The sequence below is a fragment of the Bradyrhizobium sp. CIAT3101 genome (assembly GCF_029714945.1).
GTDB lineage: Bacteria > Pseudomonadota > Alphaproteobacteria > Rhizobiales > Xanthobacteraceae > Bradyrhizobium.
Genome location: NZ_CP121634.1, coordinates 6,802,546 through 6,824,556 on the forward strand (window position 1 = coordinate 6,802,546; position 22,011 = coordinate 6,824,556).

Below are 22,011 nucleotides of genomic sequence, written 5' to 3' on the forward strand. Positions count from 1 at the left end.
TTTCGCGCGATATTTCAGGCTGAGCGGAAAATCTGGCTGGGGCGGGAGGGATCGAACCTCCGAATGGCGGAATCAAAATCAGCTCGATTATCTAACGATTTCAACATGCATTTGGAAAAAATGGCAGAGACGGCATCTAATGATATCAATAGGTTGGCAGCTATTTCCAAATGAAAAGTTGCAACCAGCCCGAGACACGACCTTATAGACTTGAAGCACCTCACAACCGTTGTTGAAGCAGGCGAAAGGGAATGATGCCAGACGGGAAGCACCTGTAGCTCTCGACGCTGGCGCGGACCGCGTGACGCACGACCGAGAGCAGATCGACAAAGATCTCCGCACGCAGCAGGTCGTCGACTTCGTTCTCGCGCGTCGCGTAACGTCCCATCAGGCGCTTCAGCGCGGCCGGCTCGTAGGGCGCGAAATGATAGATATGAAGATCCGGATGCTTCTTCAGGTGCTCGATCACGAAGTCGACGAAGCGCTCGAACGCCTCCCTCTCCTCCTGCCGATTGGAGGCCCAATCGCCGACGTACCTGTCCGCACCGCCCTCGTCGGCGAAGACGTAGCCGAACAGGAACTCCAGACCTCCCTCGTCCACTAACGGATCGCCTTCGAAGTCGAATAAGATGTCGCCCGGTGAAGGGGTCGACAGCCGCGACAATCCGAACCCTGGCACCAGAGGAAGGGTCTCGTACAGAACCTTCCCTGCGTCCCTCTCAGCCACCTGAATTCGCGCCTGCTCGCGCACCTTCTCGAAGCTCTTGGCCGCGCCTCGATCCGGCCTCCACTTCGTCGGTATTGGCATCGCGGCGAGCGCGGCGGTGGTGCCGATGCCGTGCCTCTCGAACTCCCCGATCTGGGACTTGCTGATGCCGGCGACGAGCGACATGTGGTCATCCCCCCTTCTCTTCTCCTCGCAGCGGCGCCGCCATCGGCAAATATCGCAGTGCTCGATCGGGTCCGGATAGGCGCTTTCGGCCTCGGTATCCGAAACAGCCGGCTCGAGATGCTCGATGTAGCCCTGTTCGTGAAGCGCGCCGCGCTCGGCGAGCGTCTCCAGCACTGGGTCCCAGACCCGGGGCTTGGCTAGGCTGCCCATCACCATTATTGATAGGACGATGAATTAAGCCGGCGGCGGTCAGCGCCCAGGCCACAGTGTGCAGCATCCATGGCGGCATGATCTTTCCGTGCACGAAACTATCCGCAAAAGCGTGCGCCAGTTCGCGTCGAGAACCTGCCGGCTTGCTGGAGGTTACCGGCTTTTCGTTGGCGCTTAGGCTAAAGTCCTTGAATGCTGGAAAGCGCGACGATTATCGATACCAACAAGCCGATGCCGGTAAACAGCGAAACCGCGAATAATTGGTCGGAGTCGCTATCATCATTGGACATGGCGGAATTTCTTGCATGCGTCGCTGCCGCCGAAATCGAAGTTGGCATCTTTGCTCCCTCAGATAGTCCCCGGCCCAAAGGGTGTCTTCGACACTCGCGAAAAGGTTCAATCCCAGCAAAACAGGGGGCCGTACGGAGCCGCCATCGAGACTCGGCGGATCTGGAAATATTCTAAATTAAATGATAGACCATTTAAATTGGATCACGATTCATTTTATTCTGTTCTGCCCGGATTTCAGATGGGCGGTATCGAGAGTTGCCTGATGGAAATTTACAGAGCAGAGAAAATTGCTGAGATTGAAGACAATTCGAACCGGGAATGCGATGCTTGCGGTGCAACGATGAAGTTGGTTGGAGCCGTGCATTTTCCGGACAGACAAGCGGTCGTTCGTGCATTCGAGTGCGATTGCGGCGAGCGTGTTTGGAACGAATAAGGACTGCCGCCGACGCAACGGCGGAGAGACGGCCCCGGCTCGCAGGGGCAGCGGGGATATGGGCCGGGGCCGCTCCGCCAGCTCTGGCAGCGAGCCGGCAGAATTTAACCCTGGCCGGAGTTCCCTGTTCCACTACGAACAAGGACGCTGCATAGTTTTCGTATTTAAGGATGCGGTTTTATCGAGAGGGCCTTTGCCATGCCAAACGGCGTCGAAGATCTGCAGATACTTCGCCTGATCAGGGCGTTCCAGAAACTGACTAACCAGGACACGCGGCGATCGATCGTATTGCAGGCGGAGGCAGCGCTCGAACAACAATTCGCTCAGCAGAAGTCGCGACGGACGGAGCACTAGCCCGATAGGATCCCGCCTAGCGCCTCAAACGGAGGGGGTTGGGTTGTTCAACTATCGACGGTGTATGCACGCCTGCATGTATCCCTTGGTGCCACCCCGTCACCTCTACCAGCGTAGAGACCCATTCCTCGGACTTGATCCTCACATCGTTCCCTCTTTGCAGCCAACTTCGGATTGTTGGCTTCAAGGCAATGTCGGCGGTAGGGACCGGGGGCATATTGCGCACAGTCTTCTGCATGCCGCTTTCGCTGCCTAAAGCCACGGAGACCGCAATCAACCCGTGGACTAGGCCTATACGAATGCCTTTCGCCAAAATCGCCATTGCCAACTTCACGCGCAAGTATTCTTTCGCGCCGATATCGACCTTAGTCACAACGCGCGAGCCCCTATATTCCGATCGCTAGCCGGATCGGTGTAATCGACTCTCCGGTGCCGAAAACTAGGTTTCTGGAAATGCGACGCCTATTGACGCCCGCTTCATCGATGCGCGGAACGTGAAGCGGCCTATATGGCGGGCCCTAGAAGCTATTTGTCTTGGGGGGAGCCGAGGTCGGAGTTCGTTCCGATGAGCTTGTCGATTTCGTCGCGGCATATGGAAATCGCCTGCTCGCGCGAACCGCAAACTGAATTTATGAACGTGATCCCGCCCTCTCGAATGGGGAATATGGTCCACCTCCAAAGGTCGTCGCCGATCATGTCGATCTTAAACCTGACGTCGCGAAATTTGAATAGCGGCATAATCCGAGACCAATGGGAACGGCCAACGGGGCTACCGTTGCAATTAATCGGCGACAGTAATTCGCACTTGAGCATCGATTAGCTTTGATCGCATTCGTATTCCATCGCGAGGCCCTGTGCAAAGATTACCGCATACGCAGGGAAACTCCGCGAGATATCCGGCGGGCCGCCCTTGGCAAGACGCCCGGTGCGCCAGTTGATCTTGGGACTTCTTGGCTAGCTTCGCGCATTCGCTCACCACCAGCACGGCCCGCTCCCCCGAGAATGGACCCCGATCCGAACACATTGTTACTGCATCCTCTTGAACAATTTCGGCCAGACTCAGCATCTATCCACGCAGTTGAAGGGCGTGGATGGCAAAGCGCTCAAACACCCCAAACAATTCGAGCATTGGCTGCAAAAGAAGCCTTTCTGGTTACGCCCGTCCCCTACCGCGACAATAAATTTGGGAAATAAATCCCGGATCTTAATTTAAGTGGAACAAATTTAGCCAATTCTCGATTATATGCGGATTGAACCGGAGTTTGGTTCCATGCAAGACGAAGAACTGGCTCTTAAGGCGGTGAGCGATGCGCAGCGGATCTTGGAAGAATACCTGAAGCCGCAGCCCCGCAACAACGAGCGCGCCATTCTCGACCAACTGGTAGAAGTTTTGGAGCGCCCTGATCTTATTGTAGCGGTTGGTCGAATGCATCACCGGTAGCTAGGCGCGCAAGCTTCAGCCATTCGTCAGCGAGCGCCAGCCAAGCTTCCTCATCTGCACGGTTACGTGCACTGGCGGCGCGACTCTGGCACTCTTCCGCAAACCGCACGTACTTTTCAGTCTCGCCAGCCATGAGAATCAATACGCACGCTCGCTGAAATGGTTTCAGGCTAAATGGCGCTTGGGTCGCGATTGGCTTGAGCCAGTTCCAATAAGACTAACTGTCGCCCGGACTATGCATCGCCCCCAGGGCTGGATGCCGCCGGCCGCGACATTTTTAAGCGGGCGGCGTTTTTGCCCCCCGCAACCGCAAAGGCCCCAGTCCGGGGCTGGCGCGACTGGAGCCTTCAACCGGCTGATTTGCTGGCTACTGGAGCTAACCGACTGACTATTACTGTACGCCCATACGGCGCCGACGTCGTGATTCAGTCGGACGAGCCTTTCTCGATCGCACGAACACGCGCTATCGGGATTCAGCAGCTCCTCTTTTTCAGTGGTTTTGACTCTTCAACTGCTTGCCCGTGCCGGTCGAGGGCCCTTCCCTGTAACACCTCGCGCGCGTTCAAGCGCCAGCGCAGGAGCCCAACTGGCGCGATGTCGTCCTCAATTGATCCAATATTGCGTGTCAGCAGGAATTCTGCGACCGAACGCTTGCTCCAGACGACGTTGCATGTTCTCAATTATGGCAATCCGTTCTTCAATCGCTTCAATGGAAGTCAGGCGGCAATTGTTTTTGCGGCTCTCGACTGTTCTTTTCATTGTTCCCTCGTATTTATTTGAAATGGGCCGCAAGACGGCACTGTCTTGCGGCCCCCGGGAATCAAAAATCTGTAGGTGAAATATCGCCAGCCCCGGTGCACTTAGGCCTATAGCCGCACCACATCTCAAGCAATTCAAAACGTGCGTTTACTTTAATAGGCAGCGCAAATGTTGCTGTGGCGACACTTCAAAGCGCAGAATGAGAAATGGCTGACCAATCTGGATCGCGATCGGATGCTGCGACCTGGAACCATGGGGATGCGAGGACAAAGGCTGCAGCAGGAAATCCACTTGATTTAACAAACATTTACGCGTGGAGCCCGTTGGAGTGCCACCTTGTGCGGGATAGGGCCGCCCAAGTGACCAACGCGAGACGGCGCCTCCCTGACATCAATGGTATCATCGCGCTCGAACCGATGAGGCAGAGCGAAGATCCTGTCGAGATTCAAATATCAACCGAATTCAGAGCGAATTCCAGCAAGGGGCTGCTCGGTGCCCCGAGGAAGACTGGAACTCCACTGGAGTCGAATGGCACCTTTGACAATTCGAGAGCCGCAATGGCATATTTAATTTGCGCGCTAAATTAAATGACATCGAATTATTTATCAAGGATGGTCAATTTCATGCCCATACTCGGCTACTGGCCACGCGCGCCTCGCTTCTATTCACGCAAGGGGTGGACCGGCCTCGCTGAGATCTCGGCCACTACGGTCCCTGTCCGTGTTTAGGTCAATGCAACAAAAGCTGTTTCCTGTCGCCGCCTGGACTGTATTTGGGCTAATTGTCCTTGCAACACTCTCACCAATCGGACTTCGTCCGCAGACGGGTCACGTCGGCATCGAACGTTTTGCAGCTTTTTGCGCGCTTGGAACACTATACGTTGCAGCTTACCCTCATCGCTTCGTCCAGATCATAGCGCTCGTTCCGGCGGCAGCCTTCACGCTTGAGTTGCTGCAACACCTGACTCCAGATCGTCATGGGCATTTGATTGATGCAATAGAGAAGATCGTCGGCGCGTTGGTGGGCTGCGGTTTTGCTCGGCTCTATCAAACTCTCGCTCGAGGTCAACCGCCACACTCTTGAGGAACATTCGCCTCCGATTGCTTGCTTGACCTTCAAAAGTAAGCATCAGAGCAACGATCGAAAAGGTCTGAGTTTCGTCGAGATCGACGTAAGCAAGCATCCGAAATCGACGAAAATTGCACGATTGTTAAACAGACTGACGACGCGCATAGGAAGCTGGAAGGTCGTCATCGAGCCTTTCGCGAGCGATTTCATGCTCTGCGATAACCAAGACGAAGCTCGCACGAGCTGCAGCCTGTATCCGGCGGTTTGAGTTCTCCCGAGCTAACGCGGCCGATTGCAACCGCGGCATCACGGGTCTTCGTTTCCACTCGCCCTTTCTCTGTCGACTGGCGCGACGAGCGTTCGCGGGTTACTTGACCTAGTCACGCCAAGACGACTATGCGCAACCTGGCCGCAACGTGCGGAGCTACTAAGGCATGCCGAATTCAGGGAAGTGGAGTATTCGCCAGCCTCGGTGGTCGAGCGCTGGCCAGATCCGGCCAAAATAGTGTAAATTGATCGCCGCGCAGGAAGTGTAGCCAACGACCCACTTGGTAGGCTTCGCGGGCAGCGGGAGGTACCGGACGTCTCACGGGGCGTCTTTCAGCTCAACTTGCGAGGTGGCCGAATTCGTATCTCGTGCGACGACAATTGGTGGGAGCGCTCAGCGATCGCATCGCGATATAACTCCGCGTAGCTGTCAGCTACGATGGTGGCTGTGAAGCGTGACCGTATTCGAGCTAGGGATTTCTCGCGGGCTCGAGCAAGGAACTCAGGGTCAGCGACGAAGCGTTCGATCGCCCAGGCCAAGCCATCCTCGTCCTTCGGCTCTACAATGATACCTGTTACTTCGTCATCAATGATGTCAGGGACACCTGACCATCGCGTGCCAATTGCCGGTAGGCCCAGAGCCATCCCCTCAAGAAGGCAAAGAGGATACATTTCTCCGGGCTCATAGGTCGGCAAAACTATCACTTTTGCGTCACGTAGAAGCCTAGGTACCTCTCGGTGGTCAACCTTGCCTTTGCATGAGACAATTTTCCGCAAACCAAGGCGGTCAATTTCTTGTTCGATCTCGTCACGCGTCGGCCCGTCACCAATGAATACCGCACGAATTTTCGGATAGCGCGGCGAGAGCTTGGCGAGCGCACGTAGACACTCGCCATGCCCTTTGCCGGCCACCATACGCGCGACCAACACGAGCGTAAATTCGTCCTCAGCCGAAGGCATTGAAGCGCCAGAGAAGAGCTCTTCGTCGACACAGAATGGAATGACCTTGGACTGATCCGCAGGGACCCCCTCGGCGGTCATCTCAGCTAGAGCGGCCTCGTACGGCATAACAATTCTCGAAGCTATTCGTCTCTCCATCCAGAACGTGACCTCTGCAAGCAAATCACGCTGCGGCGCAAACCAGCTCAAGGTGCCATGATGCGTAACGACAACCGGCTTGCGGGCAAGGGCAGCAGCAACGAATCCGTCAAGGCCCGAAAGTCCGACCGCCTGAATGTGAAGAACGTCATTGTCCTTAAGCAACGCATAGAGCGCCTGAACTCGTCGAATACGCAACATCGCAGTCGCGACTTTTCGTGGAACGCGGCGTGAGACGACTTCCCGTTTTGGAAGATCGTGCACGACCACGCCGTGTTCACCCGCAATCCTTCGGACTTCCAGTCGATTGCTGAGCTCCATGACAATCGACGGAGTAAATCCGCGACGTTTCTGCGCGGCGACGAGTTGCAGAATAAACGTCTCAACGCCTGTCATGCCGAAATTCGTGCCCATGTAGTGTAGAACACGAACCGCTCGGCGGTGCTCCCACCGAGCCCCACACGTCAAACGCATCGCGGGTAGCCCAACTGAGGCGAGTTGTCCTAAAAAGACGCCATCGGCCCTTACGAAGGACGGTTGATCGGCAAAATCAATCTCAAGTAGCGCAATGACGCCCGTCAGGTCGGATAAAAACAGCCCTCCCACTATCAAGCCCGAAAAACAGGCGATAAATATCGCTAATCCAGCCAGTTTCAAAACCGATTGCTCTCAGGTTGAAATGGTCAACATTCAAGCATAACCGATCAACCGAAAGCATCGCTGCGGCTTAATGGCGCAAAGGGCGAATTACAACGTCGCAAGCAGCCAGCGCGTCGAACGAAACACCACGCACCCGAAAATTCACTTCAACCAAAGCGAGTAGGCAAGCCGCGGGATACCGTCGCTTGACCCTAAGTTATGGAACCAGTTCTCCGCGCCGCCCGCCATCGGCTTGTAAGCATCAACACTTCGAAGCGTCGCAAGATGCAATTAATCGCGGCCGCGTCGCGGTCATTATATCGTAAAATTGATTTACCGTGTTTCGATCTCCCCCTATCGGCAATCCGGCGGTAGGCGCTAGTATACGTCTGTTAAATGCCGGTTTAGCTCAGGGTTAGAGCGCCGCCATCGTATGGCGGAGGTCGGGAGTTCAAGTCTCTTCAACCGGCACCAATTGTGGCGCAGGCTTCATTCGTATGCCCGTCTCGGCTTCGGCCGGATACTCAACTGATGCGTTGGGCCCCGCGAATCTTACTCCACGAATTCAACCCCGATTCGGTTCTCGCTGGACCAAATCAGACGACACTCTCTGATGACGCGATCGCTCCCAAGCATCAATTTGAAGCGCGATTCTATGAAACGCTTCTCCGGCAGCTCGATCGCGGCCCCACTTGCAGAAATGTTCAGGACTCGACACTGCAAACTGGATCCATCGCCAGAGATATAGCCAATCTCATCGATGTCAGCTCGCTGTTGTCTGCGACGCTCGTGCATCAGATCTCCGCCCCGTCGCCTATGTGAACTGACTTGGCGAGCTGACTGCAAGCGACAGCATTTGGCGGCCCCCGGAGTAGATCCGCGACTTCACGTAGGTAACCGCTTCTGCAAAAGCTCGAACTGTCGAGCAATTTGTAAAGCGAGTCTGGATCGCTCCTTCTGCAAAGCCATCTCTTGCTCACCCACATCGTGGCCGTCACGTTCAAGCACTTCTATCAACGCCAGTTGATCTTCGATGAGTTGCTGGCGCTGAGCGATTTCTCGAGCCAGCTCAGATAAATCATGTTCAATTGCCGAGCTCATCGCAATACTCTGATCGGCGCCATTATGAAGCACGACGGTAGTTCGAAATGCCTACGCGAATCTTTTCAGATCACTTCGAATCGAAGTCTACAGCAAGACAAATTCGGCGTCGATCTATAGGGTGGGTCTTCGAGACTTGGCGTATCGAATATCCCACTAAGCTCCGTCGTCTACTCACCGCGTTAAAGCGGTTCGGGCTCGCGACCCGTGCGTCCAAGCCGCTCACGCGCGCGTTGAACTCGCCGTAGACTGGTCTAACGGTTTCACGTCAGATACTACCCGATCTCACCGACCGGCGCCCCTGGCGAAGTACCGTGCGGGGTGTCCTCTCTCCGGAGGGGCGCACGATCGCGTTGTCGATCAAGCCAAACTGCAAACGAGCACCCGCGTAAGCTTGCCTTGCGTGAGGCCGCCTTGTCATTCCGCCCGGCACCTATGTCAGGCCTACACGGGCGCGGATCCAGCTCGACGTCGATCTGCCTGCCGAACACGATCACCTCATTATCGTTGTAGGAATTGCGTTCGTCCTTCCAGGTCGTAAGAAACGATAGCTATTCCCTCGAACCCAGGTGCGATCGCTCAGTCTACCTGCGAGCAACAACGCGTTCAGAAGAAACTCGGTCAAGCGCGGAACGCAGCTCGACAAGATCCGTGAAGACATCAGCCTGTCGCCGCAATTCATCGGCAATCATCGACGGCACGCTGGCAGCGGTTGAGACAACAGTTACCCTCACACCACGACGCTGCATCGCCTCAACGAGCGATCGGAAATCGCCATCGCCCGAGAACAACACCATCTGATCTATGTGTTTGGCGATTTCCATGGCGTCCACCGTAAGATCAACGAGCATGTTCGCTTTGACTTTGCGGCGACCGGAACTGTCAATGAACTCTCTTGTCGTCCTGGTGACAACTGTATACCCGTTATATTCAAGCCAATCGACAAAAGGACGGGCTGACGAGTACTCCTGATCCTCAACGAGCGCGGTATAGTAAAAGGCTCGTAGGAGGCCCCCATGCCCTTGAAATTCCCTCAACAAGCGCATGTAGTCGATGTCGAATTTCAGACTCTTTGCCGCGGCACGCAGGCTTGGTCCATCGATGAAGATTGCAAGCCTGTTTGATGAGCACGACATCTTTATAACCTCTCGCGAGCGTTACGCTCCGATCTCGCGCAAATGACGCTTGATATCCACTTCGGCTCCAGAGATGGTCGAGACGACCCTACGCTCCGCGACTGCAGAATTGGAAAGATCGCGCGCGCAAACTAGCGCCATCGCTCCAACGAGAATGGCAACGCCGAGCCTGTGCACGAAAGCGTCCCGACAACTTCATCGCAAAAAGATCAGGCAGATCAAACGAGCCTGCGCGCTTCTTGGCGCGACACTTCGATCATAGAGCTAGGTCGTATGGATGTCGCTTGGCTAGATTGATATCGACGTAGCCGTCAGGGCCAATCCACTCGTGCGGGCAATATGCGAGAGACAGAGGATCGACCTCAAGCCCATCTCGCGCAATTGCATCTCGCCTTCCCATACGGTCGACCCACTCCCGCTGCCCAGTCGCCTCGTTCAGACGGACAGCGTCATACACGGCGGCATCGTTCATCACTGCGATCACCAAAATACCTAAACCTAAAAACTTCTTCGAAAGACTACGCCGCGCACTCGATAAAGCAAGCGTTCATCGTCCTCGATTCTTCTTAGCCGAAGCATGCGCAGAATGAGAACACGGTCGTTCGGGAAGAACCACCCTACAGTTCGCCATGCAGTCCGAACAGTTGCACAGACCTCCCGACGGTTGTCTCGTTGCACAATCCATCGAGGCGTAGCGCGTTGTGTAAAGCAAGATCGCAGTGCAGCGAATTTGAAGTACTTATAGCGCAACCTATGTCCCCACAGCCTCGCCCACCGCGAATAATTGCGAGGCAACGGAGGATTAGGCAAGACACCTCCGGGCTTGTGATTTCCTGCCAGGCCGTGATCACGCGCAATGGCCGCAAGCCCTCATACCGCTGGGCTCGGACGCCTCTAGGAGTGTGCCGCGGGAATCAAAAATCATAGCAATTCAGCTGGACACCTGACTTAGATCTGGAAAGCTGGAAAATCATAAATTGCTGGGCCTCGTGCCGTTGCACGATGGGATGGGGTGTCCGACAAAGCGCATGCGCTGAATGCCGGCATCGCGGCCCGTTCCTGGGCTTTTTCAATTCGCTAGCCGCTCTTCTGACATGGCCGCGTAGCTTAGCGCTGGGCCATCCAAGCTACGCAACAGGAACCTTGCCTCTAAATGCACCGACATTGCATCAACAAAGCAGCCGCCATCTGGCCTTCAAAGATGCGCATCGACTAGTTAAATGCAGCTGATATGATTCTGCCGGACCGCACGCCAAGCACTTTCACTTCTCGTGCTTCTTGAGCTCAAGGTCGGGCTCCCGACGTTCGACCTTCCTCTCCTCCTCCGATTCGTTGCGGCGTCGCGAAGAAAGGCGGAGCTCGAGATCTGCTACGACCTTTCGCAAACGCTTCAATTCATGATAGCGGCGGTCCAAGTCCCCAGACATCAAATTCCAACTACTCAAATAAACTCTGACGAATTTTCGCGGGCAAGCATCCTAGAGGCACCAGACTCCCTCCAAGGCAAGGAGGGGCGGCGTAAGCTTGGTCGACATGAAATTTCGTAAGCGCCTTTAGCGCCCGCGCCAGCAACACTCCGAAACAAATTAACTGACCCATGATTTAAATCAACTGATATAATACCGGTAGAACAAATGATTTAAAAGCTAATTATTTAGTTAATTTCACCCTCCGCAAGCACCGGCCACTACGCCGGATCGACATTTTTGGATTCAGTCGAGGTTGCTGCCATGGAAGGTTCAGACGCCCGTGATCTAAGCAGGCCAGCCATCTTGCTCGCACCCGCAGCCGACTTTCGGCGGGACTTTGGTAAACGTGCATTCCCGCTAATGCACAATCTCGCTGCGAATCCCCTGTTTTCACTCGAGGCGTTGGAGGATGCTGCGGCTTGTTGGACGCAGCGTGGTCAATCGCACCGGTTTTCAGTTTCGGGAGGCCAGACGAGAACCAACGCGAAGTTCTCTGAAATGGTCGAGAGAGATCACATAGCAACAGCTATTCGCACCCTTCCCCATTCTTGTAGCTACGTAAAGATCAGCAACATCAACGCGGTCAACGCCGGTTATCAAAGTATCTTGCATCAGGCATTGCTGGAAGTAGAGGACGTGCTCGGTACGCCAATTGTCTCGCAAACAACTTGGGCCCAGATGACGGTCTTCCTATCTTCTCCCAACATCGTAACGCCGTACCATATTGATCATGAAGCGAACTTCCTCTGCCAGATTGCGGGAGAGAAAGACGTTTGGCTCTTTGATCCGAACGATCGGGAGCTTCTACCAGATGCTGAGATCGAGCACTTTTACCTTGGCGATCTGAACGGCGCGAAATACCGGGACGATTTGGGAGAGCGAGGAAAGCTTTTTCGCCTAACCCCGGGCGTGGCCGTACACCATCCTCCCTTGGCGCCGCATTGGGTACGGAATGGGGCGAACGTCTCGATCAGCGTTAGCATAAACTTTTGCATGCGAGAGTTGGATAGACGAGCGCACATCTATCAAGTCAACGCGCTGATGAGGAAGATTGGACTGCACCCGTTACCCCCTGGCCGATCGGTCACGGGTGACGTGATCAAAGCCGGAGCAATGGAACTCGTAAATACTTCTCGGCCCAAGAACTATCGAGAGGCGGTCTTCTCCGGCCTCGACAGGTTGCGAGCACCCTACCGTTTGGCAAGAAAACTCTTACCTCGGTCAGTCCGGTAGTCGCCAACATAACAGCCGTGCATGCCGACTGACGTGCTCGTTCAGACGACTAACCATTGGGCGAACCGCACGGCGGCCCAAGCCAGGGCCATCGTCCACCCGATCATGGAGATTGAGCACAGTACGATCCAACCAATCTTGACGGCCAATGCATGTCTATGGCGCACGTCTTCCTGTACAACTTGGGACATAGTACTCGTCACGCTGGTTAACTGCCCGTCACTTTGGTCAACTGAACGGGGCACTCGGTTCAAACCCTATATCGGCGCCCCGGTTGCGCACGTCCCTTCCGATTCCATGAAAGCAGCCGTTCGATACCGACGAATGTAGGAAGCCGCAACCACCAGCTCCGATCCGTGCGGACACCGAACCGCGACAACTTTGCATTATAAAAGCTCTGCAAATCGACTTAGCAATCGACCATGCTAGGCTCGTAGCCTCCAAATCGGAGTTTGTGAACTGCGAACGAACCGATATTGAATTGGCGCATTGACATCGCACAAGTTATTATTTCATCAGTGACATCACCTTCAGTTCATAGTTTCTTCACGCCCGCGAGTCGAAATGTCTGAAAATTTCAGGAGGCCAACTAGCGAGAGGCATACTCCACGTGCGGCTGACATCCTGACGTTCAACAAGGGAACAGGCCCGGGCTTTGATGTGCTGCGGCTCTTACTGTCGATATGGGTTTTTACCATACATGCCATGTTCATCTGCGACGGGCCGGACGCCGCGGAAGCGTTCGCAGCCGATCCGGTACATGGATTGCTTGTCAAACCTGTGCTGCCAATGTTCTTCATTGTCAGCGGCTATCTGGTCACCGGCAGCGCCGTACGCACAAAAGATGTTTCAGTCTTCCTCCTGTTCCGCGCGCTGAGGATCTTGCCAGCGTTGTTTGCGGAGATTGCGCTTAGCGCGCTAATTCTCGGACCATTGCTAACGGAGAAGCCGATAGGCCAATATTTCTCTGACCCGTTATTTGCCAAGTATTTCCTAAACACGGTTGGTCATGTTCAATTTTTCTTGCCTGGTTTATTTCTCCAGAACCCCGTAGCTGGCGTCGTAAATCTCAACTTATGGACGCTAAAACCCGAGTTCTTTTGCTATCTTTTCATCGCATGCATGATCGCAACAAAGGCAGTATTTAGCAAGAACTTGTGCTCACTCATGGCGCTGCTAACAATAGCTTTAATCACTTTATACGTGCTCCGGGGAGGACAAGTTTATAATTTCGTCGACGTTCCGGATTGGAAAATACTCATCGCTTCTTTCATCCTTGGCTCCTGCGCTTTCCATTGGAACGACCGCCTAGTCCTATCGGGCAGCAAGTTCTCGCTAGCCCTTCTTGTCGCGGTCGTTGCGGCTATGCAGCCATTCCTGGTTACCCTCGGATTGCTCGCACTGGTTTACGTTGTCGTCTTCGTCGGCATGCGAAAATTTGCAATCCCACAACTTCTACGAGATGGCGATTATTCTTATGGAATCTATTTATTCGGATTCCCGATACAGCAGACACTGGTCTATCTTCTGCCGCTCGAATACAGGCACGGATCGATTATTTTGCTCGCCGGCTTGCCGGCAACTTTCGCCTTCGCAGCGCTTTCCTGGAACCTCATCGAGAAGCCGGCGGCGAGCCTCAAGACAAAGTTCAGGCGCGGATACAGCGCAGTTGCCAACCATGCTGCGCGGACTGCTCCGAATGACAGGCTAAAGAAGAAAGCTTCTCCCTGAGCGCGCCGAAGGCTGACCGGCTGTCGGGGCAGCACGAAGATTTACGCAATGCCGAACGCGCCCTGGCGACCTGACCGAACTCTGCTTTGCGAATGTTTCATCGGCGTTCACAATAGACAGGATGCATCCTCTCCGATCGTTAATGCCGCTTCCCGTTAGTGGAGCGTTCTTGCGCGGCGATTAGCTGTGCGCGCCGCGGCTTGGAAGTGAGAGATGAACTTCTCGATTTCGGCTCGCGGCCCCCTCTCGCACAACGATGTCTCAAACTGGGCGACTTGCCGCCGAAGACAGCAAACCTCCCGATACCGCTGTTCCAGGTCATCTTGGCTTGAGGCGATATCCAAATCTTCTGCTCTCTTCACAGAGATCTTCATCGAGAGATGTCCTATGTCTACGCATCAATGCCAGTGCAAATACGATCAGGCAATCGTCGGTCACATTGGCGGCACTCAGGCAGCACACGAAGGATACGAAAACTCGCCGCGCAGGCAAATGAACTCGTGGATTAAGCTTGATGCACGGGCGAGTGATCACGGTTCCCGCAGATCTACGGTTCTCGAGAAAACGGAACCGACAAACCATTAGCTTCAAGTCGAGGCGATCGCATCAAATCCCCTGCTGGTTAAGAGCGGTTTCCCGTCCGATATCTCTATTAAGCTCAATTCAACGAGCGTCTGCAGTGTAGTCGGGTCGACCGGCAGCAATCCGAGCCGATTGCCTCTAATGTCCCTCAACGCCCACCTCAAGATGATCCCGCGCTCTCTATCTACGGGCGCCGTCCAGATGTTCGGTTCGACAATCGCTTTGAACAGCGCCAGACTCGAGTCCGTCGCTGGGCTGGAGGCCTCCTTCTCGTCATCGATGGTGCGCAGACTCGCTGGTGGCAATTTGGGGGGTCCCAGATAGGGTCGGCCAGGTCGGAGCTCCGAAAGAACATTCGTTTTGGCTTCGACTGCCTTTCCCGAGCGCCGCGCATGCACCGCAAAAAATGGGTCCGATAGTAACCGCTTGTAAGTTGAACCGGACAAGAGCTCCTCAACATCGGCAGCGGTTGTTTCAGGCTCTTTCGCTTCAGCGGCGTCCGCCTCCAAAGGCGCATCAAGGCTTTGCTCAGCCGCCGGCTGATCCGATGGGAACGACGATCGGTCGTTTGTGCGCAGGTGCTGCGCCAGCAGGAGAGAAATTCTTGCGGAATGCTCCGCTAGGGCTTCGGGTGGGCCATCCACAAAGTCACTCTCGACGGGCTCCATCGAGGCGTCGATCGCATCGAAACCGCGTTCAGGAGTTCCAACTGTAGGTTCTGGATTCGTTAAGCTAGTCCTGTCCGGCTCAAAAAAGACCATCTGCCGACCGGAGATGTTGGATTCTGACGGATCGTCCGCTGCGCTCCAACCGGTTTCTGCAGTCAACCCCGTTTTAGGATTTGGCTCGGCAACGGTCGCTGAAGGCGTTTGACCGGCGCCCGGGAGGCGGCCGTCTTCGAGCTCATAATCCGCAGATGTAATGTAAACATCGCCATTGGATTGCGCAGATTGGTCAGAAGAAGAGAGCAATGCATCAACGCCCCGGGATAAGGCCACCTGCTGGTACGGCAACGACTTCTCTTCTGTGGTAGCTGGCTTTGGAACAACAGAAACGTCTCCGGCTTCGTCATGAGGGAGGCAGGTTTCGACGTTTCGGTGTAGGCCGTCGTGCGATGACGGATCCTTCGTCTGGCTTTCCGCCAGCAACTCAGTATCGCCTCCACCGATCCGGGCGTCTGCCGTGTCCCCTTGGACCGCGCTTTCAGTCTCAGCCGCTGCGTTAACTCCGGGTCTTGACGCTACTTCGATGTTGAGAACCAGAACGGCCTTTGTATTGTTGATCGGCGAGTCGAGACCGGTTTCCTGCGAAACAAATTTTGTGTCCGGGTCCGGAATCAACTCAGATGGTGATCGAACCTCAGCGATCGACCGACCGAGGGCCGGAGCCGCCAGTTCTTCGCGCATCGGGGCAAAAGGTTCGTTTGGCGCGGTGAACGATCGGTGGCTATCATGCACATCCTGGTCGAAGTCAGCTGAGGTTGCTCCGCTTGCCAATTTGAGGGGCTCATCAAGCAACCGTCGAAACTCTTCAACGTTCCAGTCGACTGGGTTGATTTCAGGCATTCCCAACCCCCTGTTGAACTCAGAACGGCCGCGGACATAGAGGCGACGGCGAAAAGCCCTCGCAATGACCTGCCGAGCAAAAAATATTCCATAATCCATATTTTATCGGACAATCGGTTTAATTGAAGCTATAATTTTAAGTCATCATAGACACTTAGATCCATCCCGGCAAAAGTAGTATAATCCGGTAGTTTGACGGCCGGTCGGCCATCCCGACCTCAAACCGGCCTCTCTCACTTCACGCGCCAGTGACTACTTGCATGTTTGAGATATCGCATGGATGTTCTCCTAGCCGCTGTCGAAATCCTGACTGCGGTGACGGTATTGGCCGTGGCTCACTTTCCGTTAGAGACGACGCGAAGCCTGCTGAACTTTGGCGCCGCCCCGATAGTCAGGTACGCGCACCGGCAAAAGCTACGGACGATCAATTTGGAAATTGCGCGGGCACGCGAAACACTCGGTCGCCTTATGAATGAAGGGCGACTAGTTCTTGCGCGTCTTCGCGATCCGATGAAGGACGCGGAGGCATCGCGTTCCTACGCGCAGGCTTGGACAGCCCAAGTCGAAGAGTTTCTCCAGAACGAATTCGGTCGCCTGTATGTCGACCGTTTCCGCAGCCGTTGTGAGGGGACCGATGTCGAAAGCGCCGGCGTCCCACCCGAACGGCTACCGGATTGGAAAAACCTGAGAGATTGCGTGTCAAATCTTGAACTGCTCAGCGCAGAGCTTTGACTTGAGGGCACATACCATTGCTTCGGATTGTGCGCCGCCGCACGAAACGCGATTGACTGCTCCGAATTGCTTTATATAGTTGAAAAATTAACCTTCAGACTGAAGCCATCGTAATCCGAAGGGATTCACCGGACGAACTTGAGGGCCGCGACGATTGGCGCGGGCATTTTTAGAGATGAACGCATAAGCCGTTGCTGGTGTGAAAGTATTGCGAGGAGTGTTCATGAGTAGGTCTAGTCGAGACCCTCAAAAGAATTGTGAAAGGATGACTGATCAGGAACTTGCCGACAGTTATCTCGAGTTAATAAGATTAAGACAGACAATTAGAATTGCAGAATGCGGACGTAGACTTCGAAGTATTTCCGCTCCGTCGACTGTTGAGCCACCGCCCATCTTCCTGCTACAGTAGCCACTTGAACAAGCCGTCTTCAGGACCCAAACGGGCTGGGGGTGCGATTGCGTTTGTCAGCGATCTTGAAACGAGTCCAACGGCACGCCGAGGATGCAAATCGAGGCTGTTACAGCGAGAATGCGCGACGCCTCGAGTGCTGTCAGCAATTTGATGCCACAGGACATTGTCTCAATAGTGCAGGCATAATATGGACAACGGCACAAGCCGCGACTTTTGCGTCAATCCGGCGTCAAGATATAGCAATTGCCGAGTCGAACTGGCCCATTAATCAGACTCGCGAGGCGTGGCCCTTCTGACGCCGCTCCCCGGATTTCCGCTTGTTGGCGCCAGCTTGGGCGATTGCGAACTCTTCGATACGGCGGCCAGTCTTCAGAGCCGCAACCAACCAGCGCGGCTGCTTCCCTCGCCCGGACCAAGTCTCACCCGGGGTATTTGGGTTGCGATATTTTGGCAAAACTGCGGGGTATTTACGCCGGCTGCGCGAAATCCCCGAGGAAGCCTGCATCTCCGTGTAACGCGCCTGATCTTCACGGTGAAGTTGTGAGAGACGCTTTTCCAACTCCCGCTTTTCCGTCGTCAAACGCGTCGATAGAACTCGGCCAAGTTCCTCATGCAACTGCCACAACTCATCGACCGACATACTATCGAAATTCAACTTGTTGGCCATCAGGTCGTCTCTATCCAGAATCGTTGCCGCCGGGTAGACAGCTAAGGAACTGTAATGCCGCATTTCGAGTAATACCGCAAGGCTTGTCGGGCGTCTCTGCCCGCTGGCATGAGTTAGAAGACTTCCTGGATGTCTGCTTGCATCCGATGGAGAGCAGCATAGCGCCCCCCGCTCTTGATCAATTCGTCATGAGTACCGTCCTCGACTAACCGGCCGCGATCGATGGTAAAGATTCGATTTGCGCGCCGCACCGTCGAGAGACGATGAGCGATAATGAAAACAGTCCGTCCCTGTGAAATCCGGCGCATATTGTCCTGAATGATGCGCTCGCTCTCATAGTCGAGCGCGCTCGTAGCTTCATCAAAAATTAGAATGCGCGGGTTCGTCACCAGTGCGCGCGCAATCGCAATACGCTGACGCTGTCCGCCCGATAGGCTTGTGCCACGCTCGCCAACGACGGTGTCATACCCTTCCTGCAACTCGAGGATAAACTCGTGAGCGCCCGCGAGTTTCGCCGCTTCGATGACGCGCTCAATGGGCATACTGGGATCTGATAGAGCTATATTATCGCGAACGGATTGGTTGAAGAGGACGCTCTCTTGCAACACGGCACCAACCTGTCGACGCAGCCACGACGTGTCGACCATGGATATATCAACGCCATCAATTAGTATTCGGCCACTCTCGGGGATGAACAGCCTCTGGACCAGCTTTGCTATCGTACTCTTGCCTGAACCTGAAGGACCGACGATCCCGATGACCTGTCCCGCAGAAACATTAAAGCTCACAGCGTGAAGCACCTCCGGTCCATCCGGACGGTATCGAAACAGCACGCGATCAAAAGAAACGTCGCCCCTAATCGAGGGCAATGCGGTTCGCGCTGGATTAAACCTCGGTTCAGGAGGCGTGTTGAGAATGTCTCCGAGACGATCAACCGAAATCTGAGCCTGATGAAAGTCTTGCCATATCTGCACAAGACGCAGAACCGGCTGGCTTACGCGGCTGGCTAAGATATTAAACGCGACAAGCTCGCCGACAGTCAGGTCTCCTGAGATTACAAGGCGAGCACCGAAGTACAGGATACCAGCCGTCACCAATTTGCTGACGAATTGGACGCTGTTGCTGGCGTAGTTTCCCAACCGCAGGACTCTGAAGCTGGCAGCCACATAACCCGCTAACTGCTCCTCCCAGCGCCTCTGCATTTGAGGCTCAATGGCCATTGCCTTTAACGTGTCGACGCCGTTGACGCATTCCACCAGAAATGCCTGGTTCTCCGCTCCACGTTTGAACTTCTCGTCAAGCAACCGACGAAATCGCGGCGTAGCTCCGGCCGAGATAGCTATGTAAACCGGGAATCCGAGAAGTACGATTCCGGTCAATAGCGGCGAATAGCAAAGCATCACTCCGAGAAACACAAAGGTGAAGAACAGGTCAATCACCAGCGTCAATGCGGAGCTGGTAAGGAAGTTTCGAATGTTCTCGAGTTCTCGTACTCGAGCCACTGAATCGCCCACTCGCCTAGCTTGGAAATACGCGGTCGGCAGTGCGAGCAGATGCTGAAACAACCTGGCTCCCAGTTCGACGTCGATGCGGTTCGTAGCATGGGAGAAGAGGTAAGTGCGCAGAATGCCGAGAATGGTTTCAAAGAGACCTATTCCAATCAGACCGATCGCTAGGATGTCCAGTGTGCTGAGACTTCGCTGTACCAGGACCTTGTCAATAACGGCCTGAAAGAATAGCGGTGACGCAAGACCAAGAAGCTGCAGGAAAAAAGATCCGATCAGCACCTCAGCCAATTGCGCGCGATATTTATGAATTGCGCCCAGAAACCAGGACAGATCGAAATGGCGTGTCAGCTCAGTTAAGCTTGCCCTCTTGGTCATCAGGACAAGGCGGCCATCCCAGATAGCTTCCAGATCCGCCCTCGCCATCAATTCTGGTCGCGGCGTTTTTGTCGATTGAGCGACGACCTTGTCGTCTCCTACCTTCCCCAGAAGTAGAAAACTGCCATCCTTGAGCGCAGCGATCGCCGGCAGCGGCGTTTTAAGAAGTCTATTCCAATCGCTTCTGAGCTCGCGAGCCTTGAGGCCCAATTCTCTGGCGCATCGAACCATCTCCGCTGTGCCGATGGTCGCCATACCGCAATGATGGCGAATCTGCGCTGGGTCCGCACTGACGCCATGAAAGCGTAGGAGCATGGCAAGTGCTATGAGCCCAGGATCGTTTGCTCCGGGCAGGTCTGAATCTGTAGTCATTATTTGCCCTATTGGCAGGCCGCGCCGAAATTCAGCGTCTGCCTGGTGAATCATATTTCTTATTGGTAAACTTATAGCGATATTCGGGCGGCGATTTGGCACACCTGATCCAGAAAATGTCCTTAATCGGCCGAAATAATAACGATGATTGGGTATCGTTGATAAAGGAATGCTCGACCGGAAATCTGAATTCACGATCCGCTGAGTGCAATATGTAATTTGACAACAATTTCAGTGAGTTAGCTGCGAAATGAAGGCAACATCAAGAATAATACCATTTCCGCGCACGAACCCGCGTCCAGCCGAAGAGCTCGAGTTTCTTCCGGCTGCCCTTGAAATCGTTGAAACCCCGCCCTCACCGCTTGGACGCGCAATAGGTGCAACGATTCTCGCTATGGTTGTTCTCGGATTGTTATGGGCAAGTTTTGGTCGAGTAGACATCGTTGCAACGGCGACTGGAAAGGTCATTCCAAGCGGGCGCAGCAAGGTTATTCAGCCCTTCGAGACGGGGGTCGTGCGTTCGATTCGTGTATCGGAGGGTGAATTCGTCAACTCAGGTCAGACGTTGATTGAGCTGGACCCCACGATCAATGATGGCGAAATCAATCATTTGCAGAGCGATCTGCAATCGGCGCAACTCGACATTGCCCGCTTGAGAGCAGCACTGTCTGATACCGATGATCCCTTGGGAGCGTTTCACCCTCCGGAGTCGGCGAACGCCGCTTTAATCGCCATGCAGCGTCAGTTCCTGATCGCACAAGTTGCCGAGCATCGCGCCAAAATCGCGTCACTGGACGGACAGAGAGCGCAAAAGGAAGCCGCGCTGGCGACCATTTCTGCGACGATCACCAAACTTGATGCGGTGATTCCGACCATTGAAGAACGTGTCAACATTCGTAAGACCCTTAATGAGTTCGGCTCCAAGCTTCAATATTTCGAGGTCTTGCAGCAACTGACCGAGAGTCAGCAAGAGCGGTTGGTTCAAAAGAGCCACGCAACTGAAATGCAAGCAGCAATCGCGACCATATTGGAAACGCGTTCCCAGACCAAAGCCGAATATCGTCGAACCCTGCTCTCTGACCTCACTGAAGCAGAGAGGAAGGCCGCGGGATTTGCAGCAGATCTTTCGAAAGCCGAACAACGCGCCAAGCTTCAATCGCTGACTGCACCTGTTTCCGGCACGGTGCAGCAGTTGGCTGTCCATACAATTGGTGGTGTGGTCACTCCGGCGCAAGCGCTCATGGTTATCGTTCCGCTCGATAGCAAGCTGGAGATCGAGGCCGCCGTGAACAATCGGGACATCGGCTTTGTTCATACCGGTGATGAGGTCGCGATCAAGGTCGATACCTTCGATTTTACCAGGTATGGTCTACTTCACGGGAAGGTACTCAGCATCTCGTCGGATTCTATTACGCGCGATGTTCCCGGCGAAAAATCGTCAGAAAGGCAGGGGACCGGATCTACGAGCACAACGAGCGAGCCCAAAGGTCAGGAAATGACCTATGTCGCACGCATCGCCGTTTCGAACCCGCATATTCAGATCGATGATCGGATCGTGAGCCTCGCACCAGGCATGGCAGTCACAGCCGAGATCAAAACAGGATCGAGGAGGCTCATTGGCTATCTGCTCTCGCCTCTCATGAAATATAGACAAGAGAGTATGCGTGAACGCTGAT

The 22,011-nt window shown here is 54.6% G+C and carries 17 protein-coding genes and 1 tRNA gene; 8 read left to right on the forward strand and 10 right to left on the reverse strand.

Features of this window, described 5'->3' with window-relative positions; genetic code table 11:
• Window positions 1-220 precede the first annotated feature (220 nt).
• Window positions 221-1,066, reverse strand: a complete 846-nt coding sequence (locus tag QA645_RS31935; protein ID WP_283045248.1) for a TM0106 family RecB-like putative nuclease — start codon at window positions 1,064-1,066, stop codon at window positions 221-223.
• A 215-nt stretch (window positions 1,067-1,281) separates the two neighbouring features.
• Window positions 1,282-1,440 (reverse strand): hypothetical protein, encoded by a 159-nt coding sequence (locus QA645_RS31940; protein WP_283045249.1) that lies wholly within the window; start codon window positions 1,438-1,440, stop codon window positions 1,282-1,284.
• 191 nt (window positions 1,441-1,631) lie between these two features.
• Here QA645_RS31940 and QA645_RS31945 point away from each other — a divergent pair, with 191 nt between their 5' ends.
• Together QA645_RS31945 and QA645_RS31950 are read left to right on the forward strand one after the other, a co-directional pair.
• Window positions 1,632-1,826, forward strand: a complete 195-nt coding sequence (locus QA645_RS31945) for a hypothetical protein (protein WP_283045250.1) — start codon at window positions 1,632-1,634, stop codon at window positions 1,824-1,826.
• A 1,624-nt stretch (window positions 1,827-3,450) separates the two neighbouring features.
• Complete coding sequence (locus QA645_RS31950; RefSeq protein WP_283045251.1) at window positions 3,451-3,621, forward strand: hypothetical protein; 171 nt, start codon at window positions 3,451-3,453, stop codon at window positions 3,619-3,621.
• 603 nt (window positions 3,622-4,224) lie between these two features.
• Here the strand turns inward: QA645_RS31950 and QA645_RS31955 are convergent.
• Window positions 4,225-4,380, reverse strand: coding sequence for a hypothetical protein (locus QA645_RS31955; RefSeq protein ID WP_283045252.1), 156 nt, complete (start codon window positions 4,378-4,380; stop codon window positions 4,225-4,227).
• 732 nt (window positions 4,381-5,112) lie between these two features.
• Between QA645_RS31955 and QA645_RS31960 the strand changes: the two genes are divergently transcribed.
• The gene (locus QA645_RS31960) at window positions 5,113-5,463 is read left to right on the forward strand and encodes a VanZ family protein (protein WP_283045253.1); all 351 of its coding nucleotides are present in this window, start codon (window positions 5,113-5,115) and stop codon (window positions 5,461-5,463) included.
• A 585-nt stretch (window positions 5,464-6,048) separates the two neighbouring features.
• Here QA645_RS31960 and QA645_RS31965 read toward each other — a convergent pair.
• Entirely contained in the window at window positions 6,049-7,470 is a 1,422-nt protein-coding gene (locus QA645_RS31965) for a glycosyltransferase family 4 protein (protein ID WP_283045254.1), read from the reverse strand.
• A gap of 380 nt (window positions 7,471-7,850) precedes the next feature.
• Between QA645_RS31965 and QA645_RS31970 the strand changes: the two genes are divergently transcribed.
• Window positions 7,851-7,926: transfer RNA gene (locus QA645_RS31970), tRNA-Thr, on the forward strand.
• A 78-nt stretch (window positions 7,927-8,004) separates the two neighbouring features.
• On the opposite strand, the gene QA645_RS31975 is transcribed toward QA645_RS31970, so the two are convergent.
• The 3 genes from QA645_RS31975 to QA645_RS31985 form a co-directional block, all read right to left on the reverse strand.
• Window positions 8,005-8,247 carry a PilZ domain-containing protein gene (locus QA645_RS31975; RefSeq protein ID WP_283045255.1) on the reverse strand — a complete coding sequence of 81 codons (243 nt, stop codon included), beginning with the start codon at window positions 8,245-8,247 and terminating at the stop codon, window positions 8,005-8,007.
• Between the two features lie 90 nt (window positions 8,248-8,337).
• Window positions 8,338-8,553, reverse strand: a complete 216-nt coding sequence (locus tag QA645_RS31980; protein WP_283045256.1) for a hypothetical protein — start codon at window positions 8,551-8,553, stop codon at window positions 8,338-8,340.
• Between the two features lie 584 nt (window positions 8,554-9,137).
• Window positions 9,138-9,689: an NYN domain-containing protein gene (locus QA645_RS31985; RefSeq protein WP_283045257.1), complete on the reverse strand. Its 552-nt coding sequence runs from the start codon at window positions 9,687-9,689 to the stop codon at window positions 9,138-9,140.
• A gap of 1,730 nt (window positions 9,690-11,419) precedes the next feature.
• Between QA645_RS31985 and QA645_RS31990 the strand changes: the two genes are divergently transcribed.
• Together QA645_RS31990 and QA645_RS31995 are read left to right on the forward strand one after the other, a co-directional pair.
• The gene (locus QA645_RS31990; protein ID WP_283045258.1) at window positions 11,420-12,391 is read left to right on the forward strand and encodes a cupin-like domain-containing protein; all 972 of its coding nucleotides are present in this window, start codon (window positions 11,420-11,422) and stop codon (window positions 12,389-12,391) included.
• A 564-nt stretch (window positions 12,392-12,955) separates the two neighbouring features.
• Complete coding sequence (locus QA645_RS31995; protein WP_283045259.1) at window positions 12,956-14,122, forward strand: acyltransferase; 1,167 nt, start codon at window positions 12,956-12,958, stop codon at window positions 14,120-14,122.
• Window positions 14,123-14,709: 587 nt separating this feature from the next.
• On the opposite strand, the gene QA645_RS32000 is transcribed toward QA645_RS31995, so the two are convergent.
• Window positions 14,710-16,269, reverse strand: a complete 1,560-nt coding sequence (locus tag QA645_RS32000) for a hypothetical protein (RefSeq protein ID WP_283045260.1) — start codon at window positions 16,267-16,269, stop codon at window positions 14,710-14,712.
• A gap of 276 nt (window positions 16,270-16,545) precedes the next feature.
• Here QA645_RS32000 and QA645_RS32005 point away from each other — a divergent pair, with 276 nt between their 5' ends.
• A complete protein-coding gene (locus tag QA645_RS32005; protein ID WP_283045261.1) occupies window positions 16,546-17,001 on the forward strand; it encodes a hypothetical protein in 456 nt (151 codons plus the stop codon).
• A gap of 680 nt (window positions 17,002-17,681) precedes the next feature.
• On the opposite strand, the gene QA645_RS32010 is transcribed toward QA645_RS32005, so the two are convergent.
• Window positions 17,682-18,080 carry an H-NS histone family protein gene (locus QA645_RS32010; protein WP_283045262.1) on the reverse strand — a complete coding sequence of 133 codons (399 nt, stop codon included), beginning with the start codon at window positions 18,078-18,080 and terminating at the stop codon, window positions 17,682-17,684.
• A 113-nt stretch (window positions 18,081-18,193) separates the two neighbouring features.
• The gene (locus QA645_RS32015) at window positions 18,194-20,335 is read right to left on the reverse strand and encodes a type I secretion system permease/ATPase (protein WP_283045263.1); all 2,142 of its coding nucleotides are present in this window, start codon (window positions 20,333-20,335) and stop codon (window positions 18,194-18,196) included.
• A gap of 250 nt (window positions 20,336-20,585) precedes the next feature.
• On the opposite strand from QA645_RS32015, the gene QA645_RS32020 reads away from it, so the two are divergent.
• On the forward strand, window positions 20,586-22,010 hold the full coding sequence (locus tag QA645_RS32020; protein ID WP_283045264.1) for an HlyD family type I secretion periplasmic adaptor subunit: 1,425 nt from the start codon (window positions 20,586-20,588) through the stop codon (window positions 22,008-22,010).
• The last annotated feature ends 1 nt before the right edge of the window (window position 22,011 follow it).

Excerpts from the sequence above, each read along its gene's own strand:
- QA645_RS31995 (WP_283045259.1), top strand. The coding sequence starts at position 12,956 with ATGTCTGAAAATTTCAGGAGGCCAACTAGCGAGAGGCATACTCCACGT.
- QA645_RS31975 (WP_283045255.1), bottom strand. The coding sequence starts at position 8,247 with ATGCACGAGCGTCGCAGACAACAGCGAGCTGACATCGATGAGATTGGC.
- QA645_RS32005 (WP_283045261.1), top strand. The coding sequence starts at position 16,546 with ATGGATGTTCTCCTAGCCGCTGTCGAAATCCTGACTGCGGTGACGGTA.
- QA645_RS31955 (WP_283045252.1), bottom strand. The coding sequence starts at position 4,380 with ATGAAAAGAACAGTCGAGAGCCGCAAAAACAATTGCCGCCTGACTTCC.
- QA645_RS31980 (WP_283045256.1), bottom strand. The coding sequence starts at position 8,553 with ATGAGCTCGGCAATTGAACATGATTTATCTGAGCTGGCTCGAGAAATC.
- QA645_RS31950 (WP_283045251.1), top strand. The coding sequence starts at position 3,451 with ATGCAAGACGAAGAACTGGCTCTTAAGGCGGTGAGCGATGCGCAGCGG.
- QA645_RS31945 (WP_283045250.1), top strand. The coding sequence starts at position 1,632 with ATGGGCGGTATCGAGAGTTGCCTGATGGAAATTTACAGAGCAGAGAAA.
- QA645_RS31940 (WP_283045249.1), bottom strand. The coding sequence starts at position 1,440 with ATGCCAACTTCGATTTCGGCGGCAGCGACGCATGCAAGAAATTCCGCC.
- QA645_RS32015 (WP_283045263.1), bottom strand. The coding sequence starts at position 20,335 with ATGACTACAGATTCAGACCTGCCCGGAGCAAACGATCCTGGGCTCATA.
- QA645_RS31990 (WP_283045258.1), top strand. The coding sequence starts at position 11,420 with ATGGAAGGTTCAGACGCCCGTGATCTAAGCAGGCCAGCCATCTTGCTC.
- QA645_RS32000 (WP_283045260.1), bottom strand. The coding sequence starts at position 16,269 with ATGCCTGAAATCAACCCAGTCGACTGGAACGTTGAAGAGTTTCGACGG.
- QA645_RS31960 (WP_283045253.1), top strand. The coding sequence starts at position 5,113 with ATGCAACAAAAGCTGTTTCCTGTCGCCGCCTGGACTGTATTTGGGCTA.
- QA645_RS31985 (WP_283045257.1), bottom strand. The coding sequence starts at position 9,689 with ATGTCGTGCTCATCAAACAGGCTTGCAATCTTCATCGATGGACCAAGC.
- QA645_RS32020 (WP_283045264.1), top strand. The coding sequence starts at position 20,586 with ATGAAGGCAACATCAAGAATAATACCATTTCCGCGCACGAACCCGCGT.
- QA645_RS32010 (WP_283045262.1), bottom strand. The coding sequence starts at position 18,080 with ATGGCCAACAAGTTGAATTTCGATAGTATGTCGGTCGATGAGTTGTGG.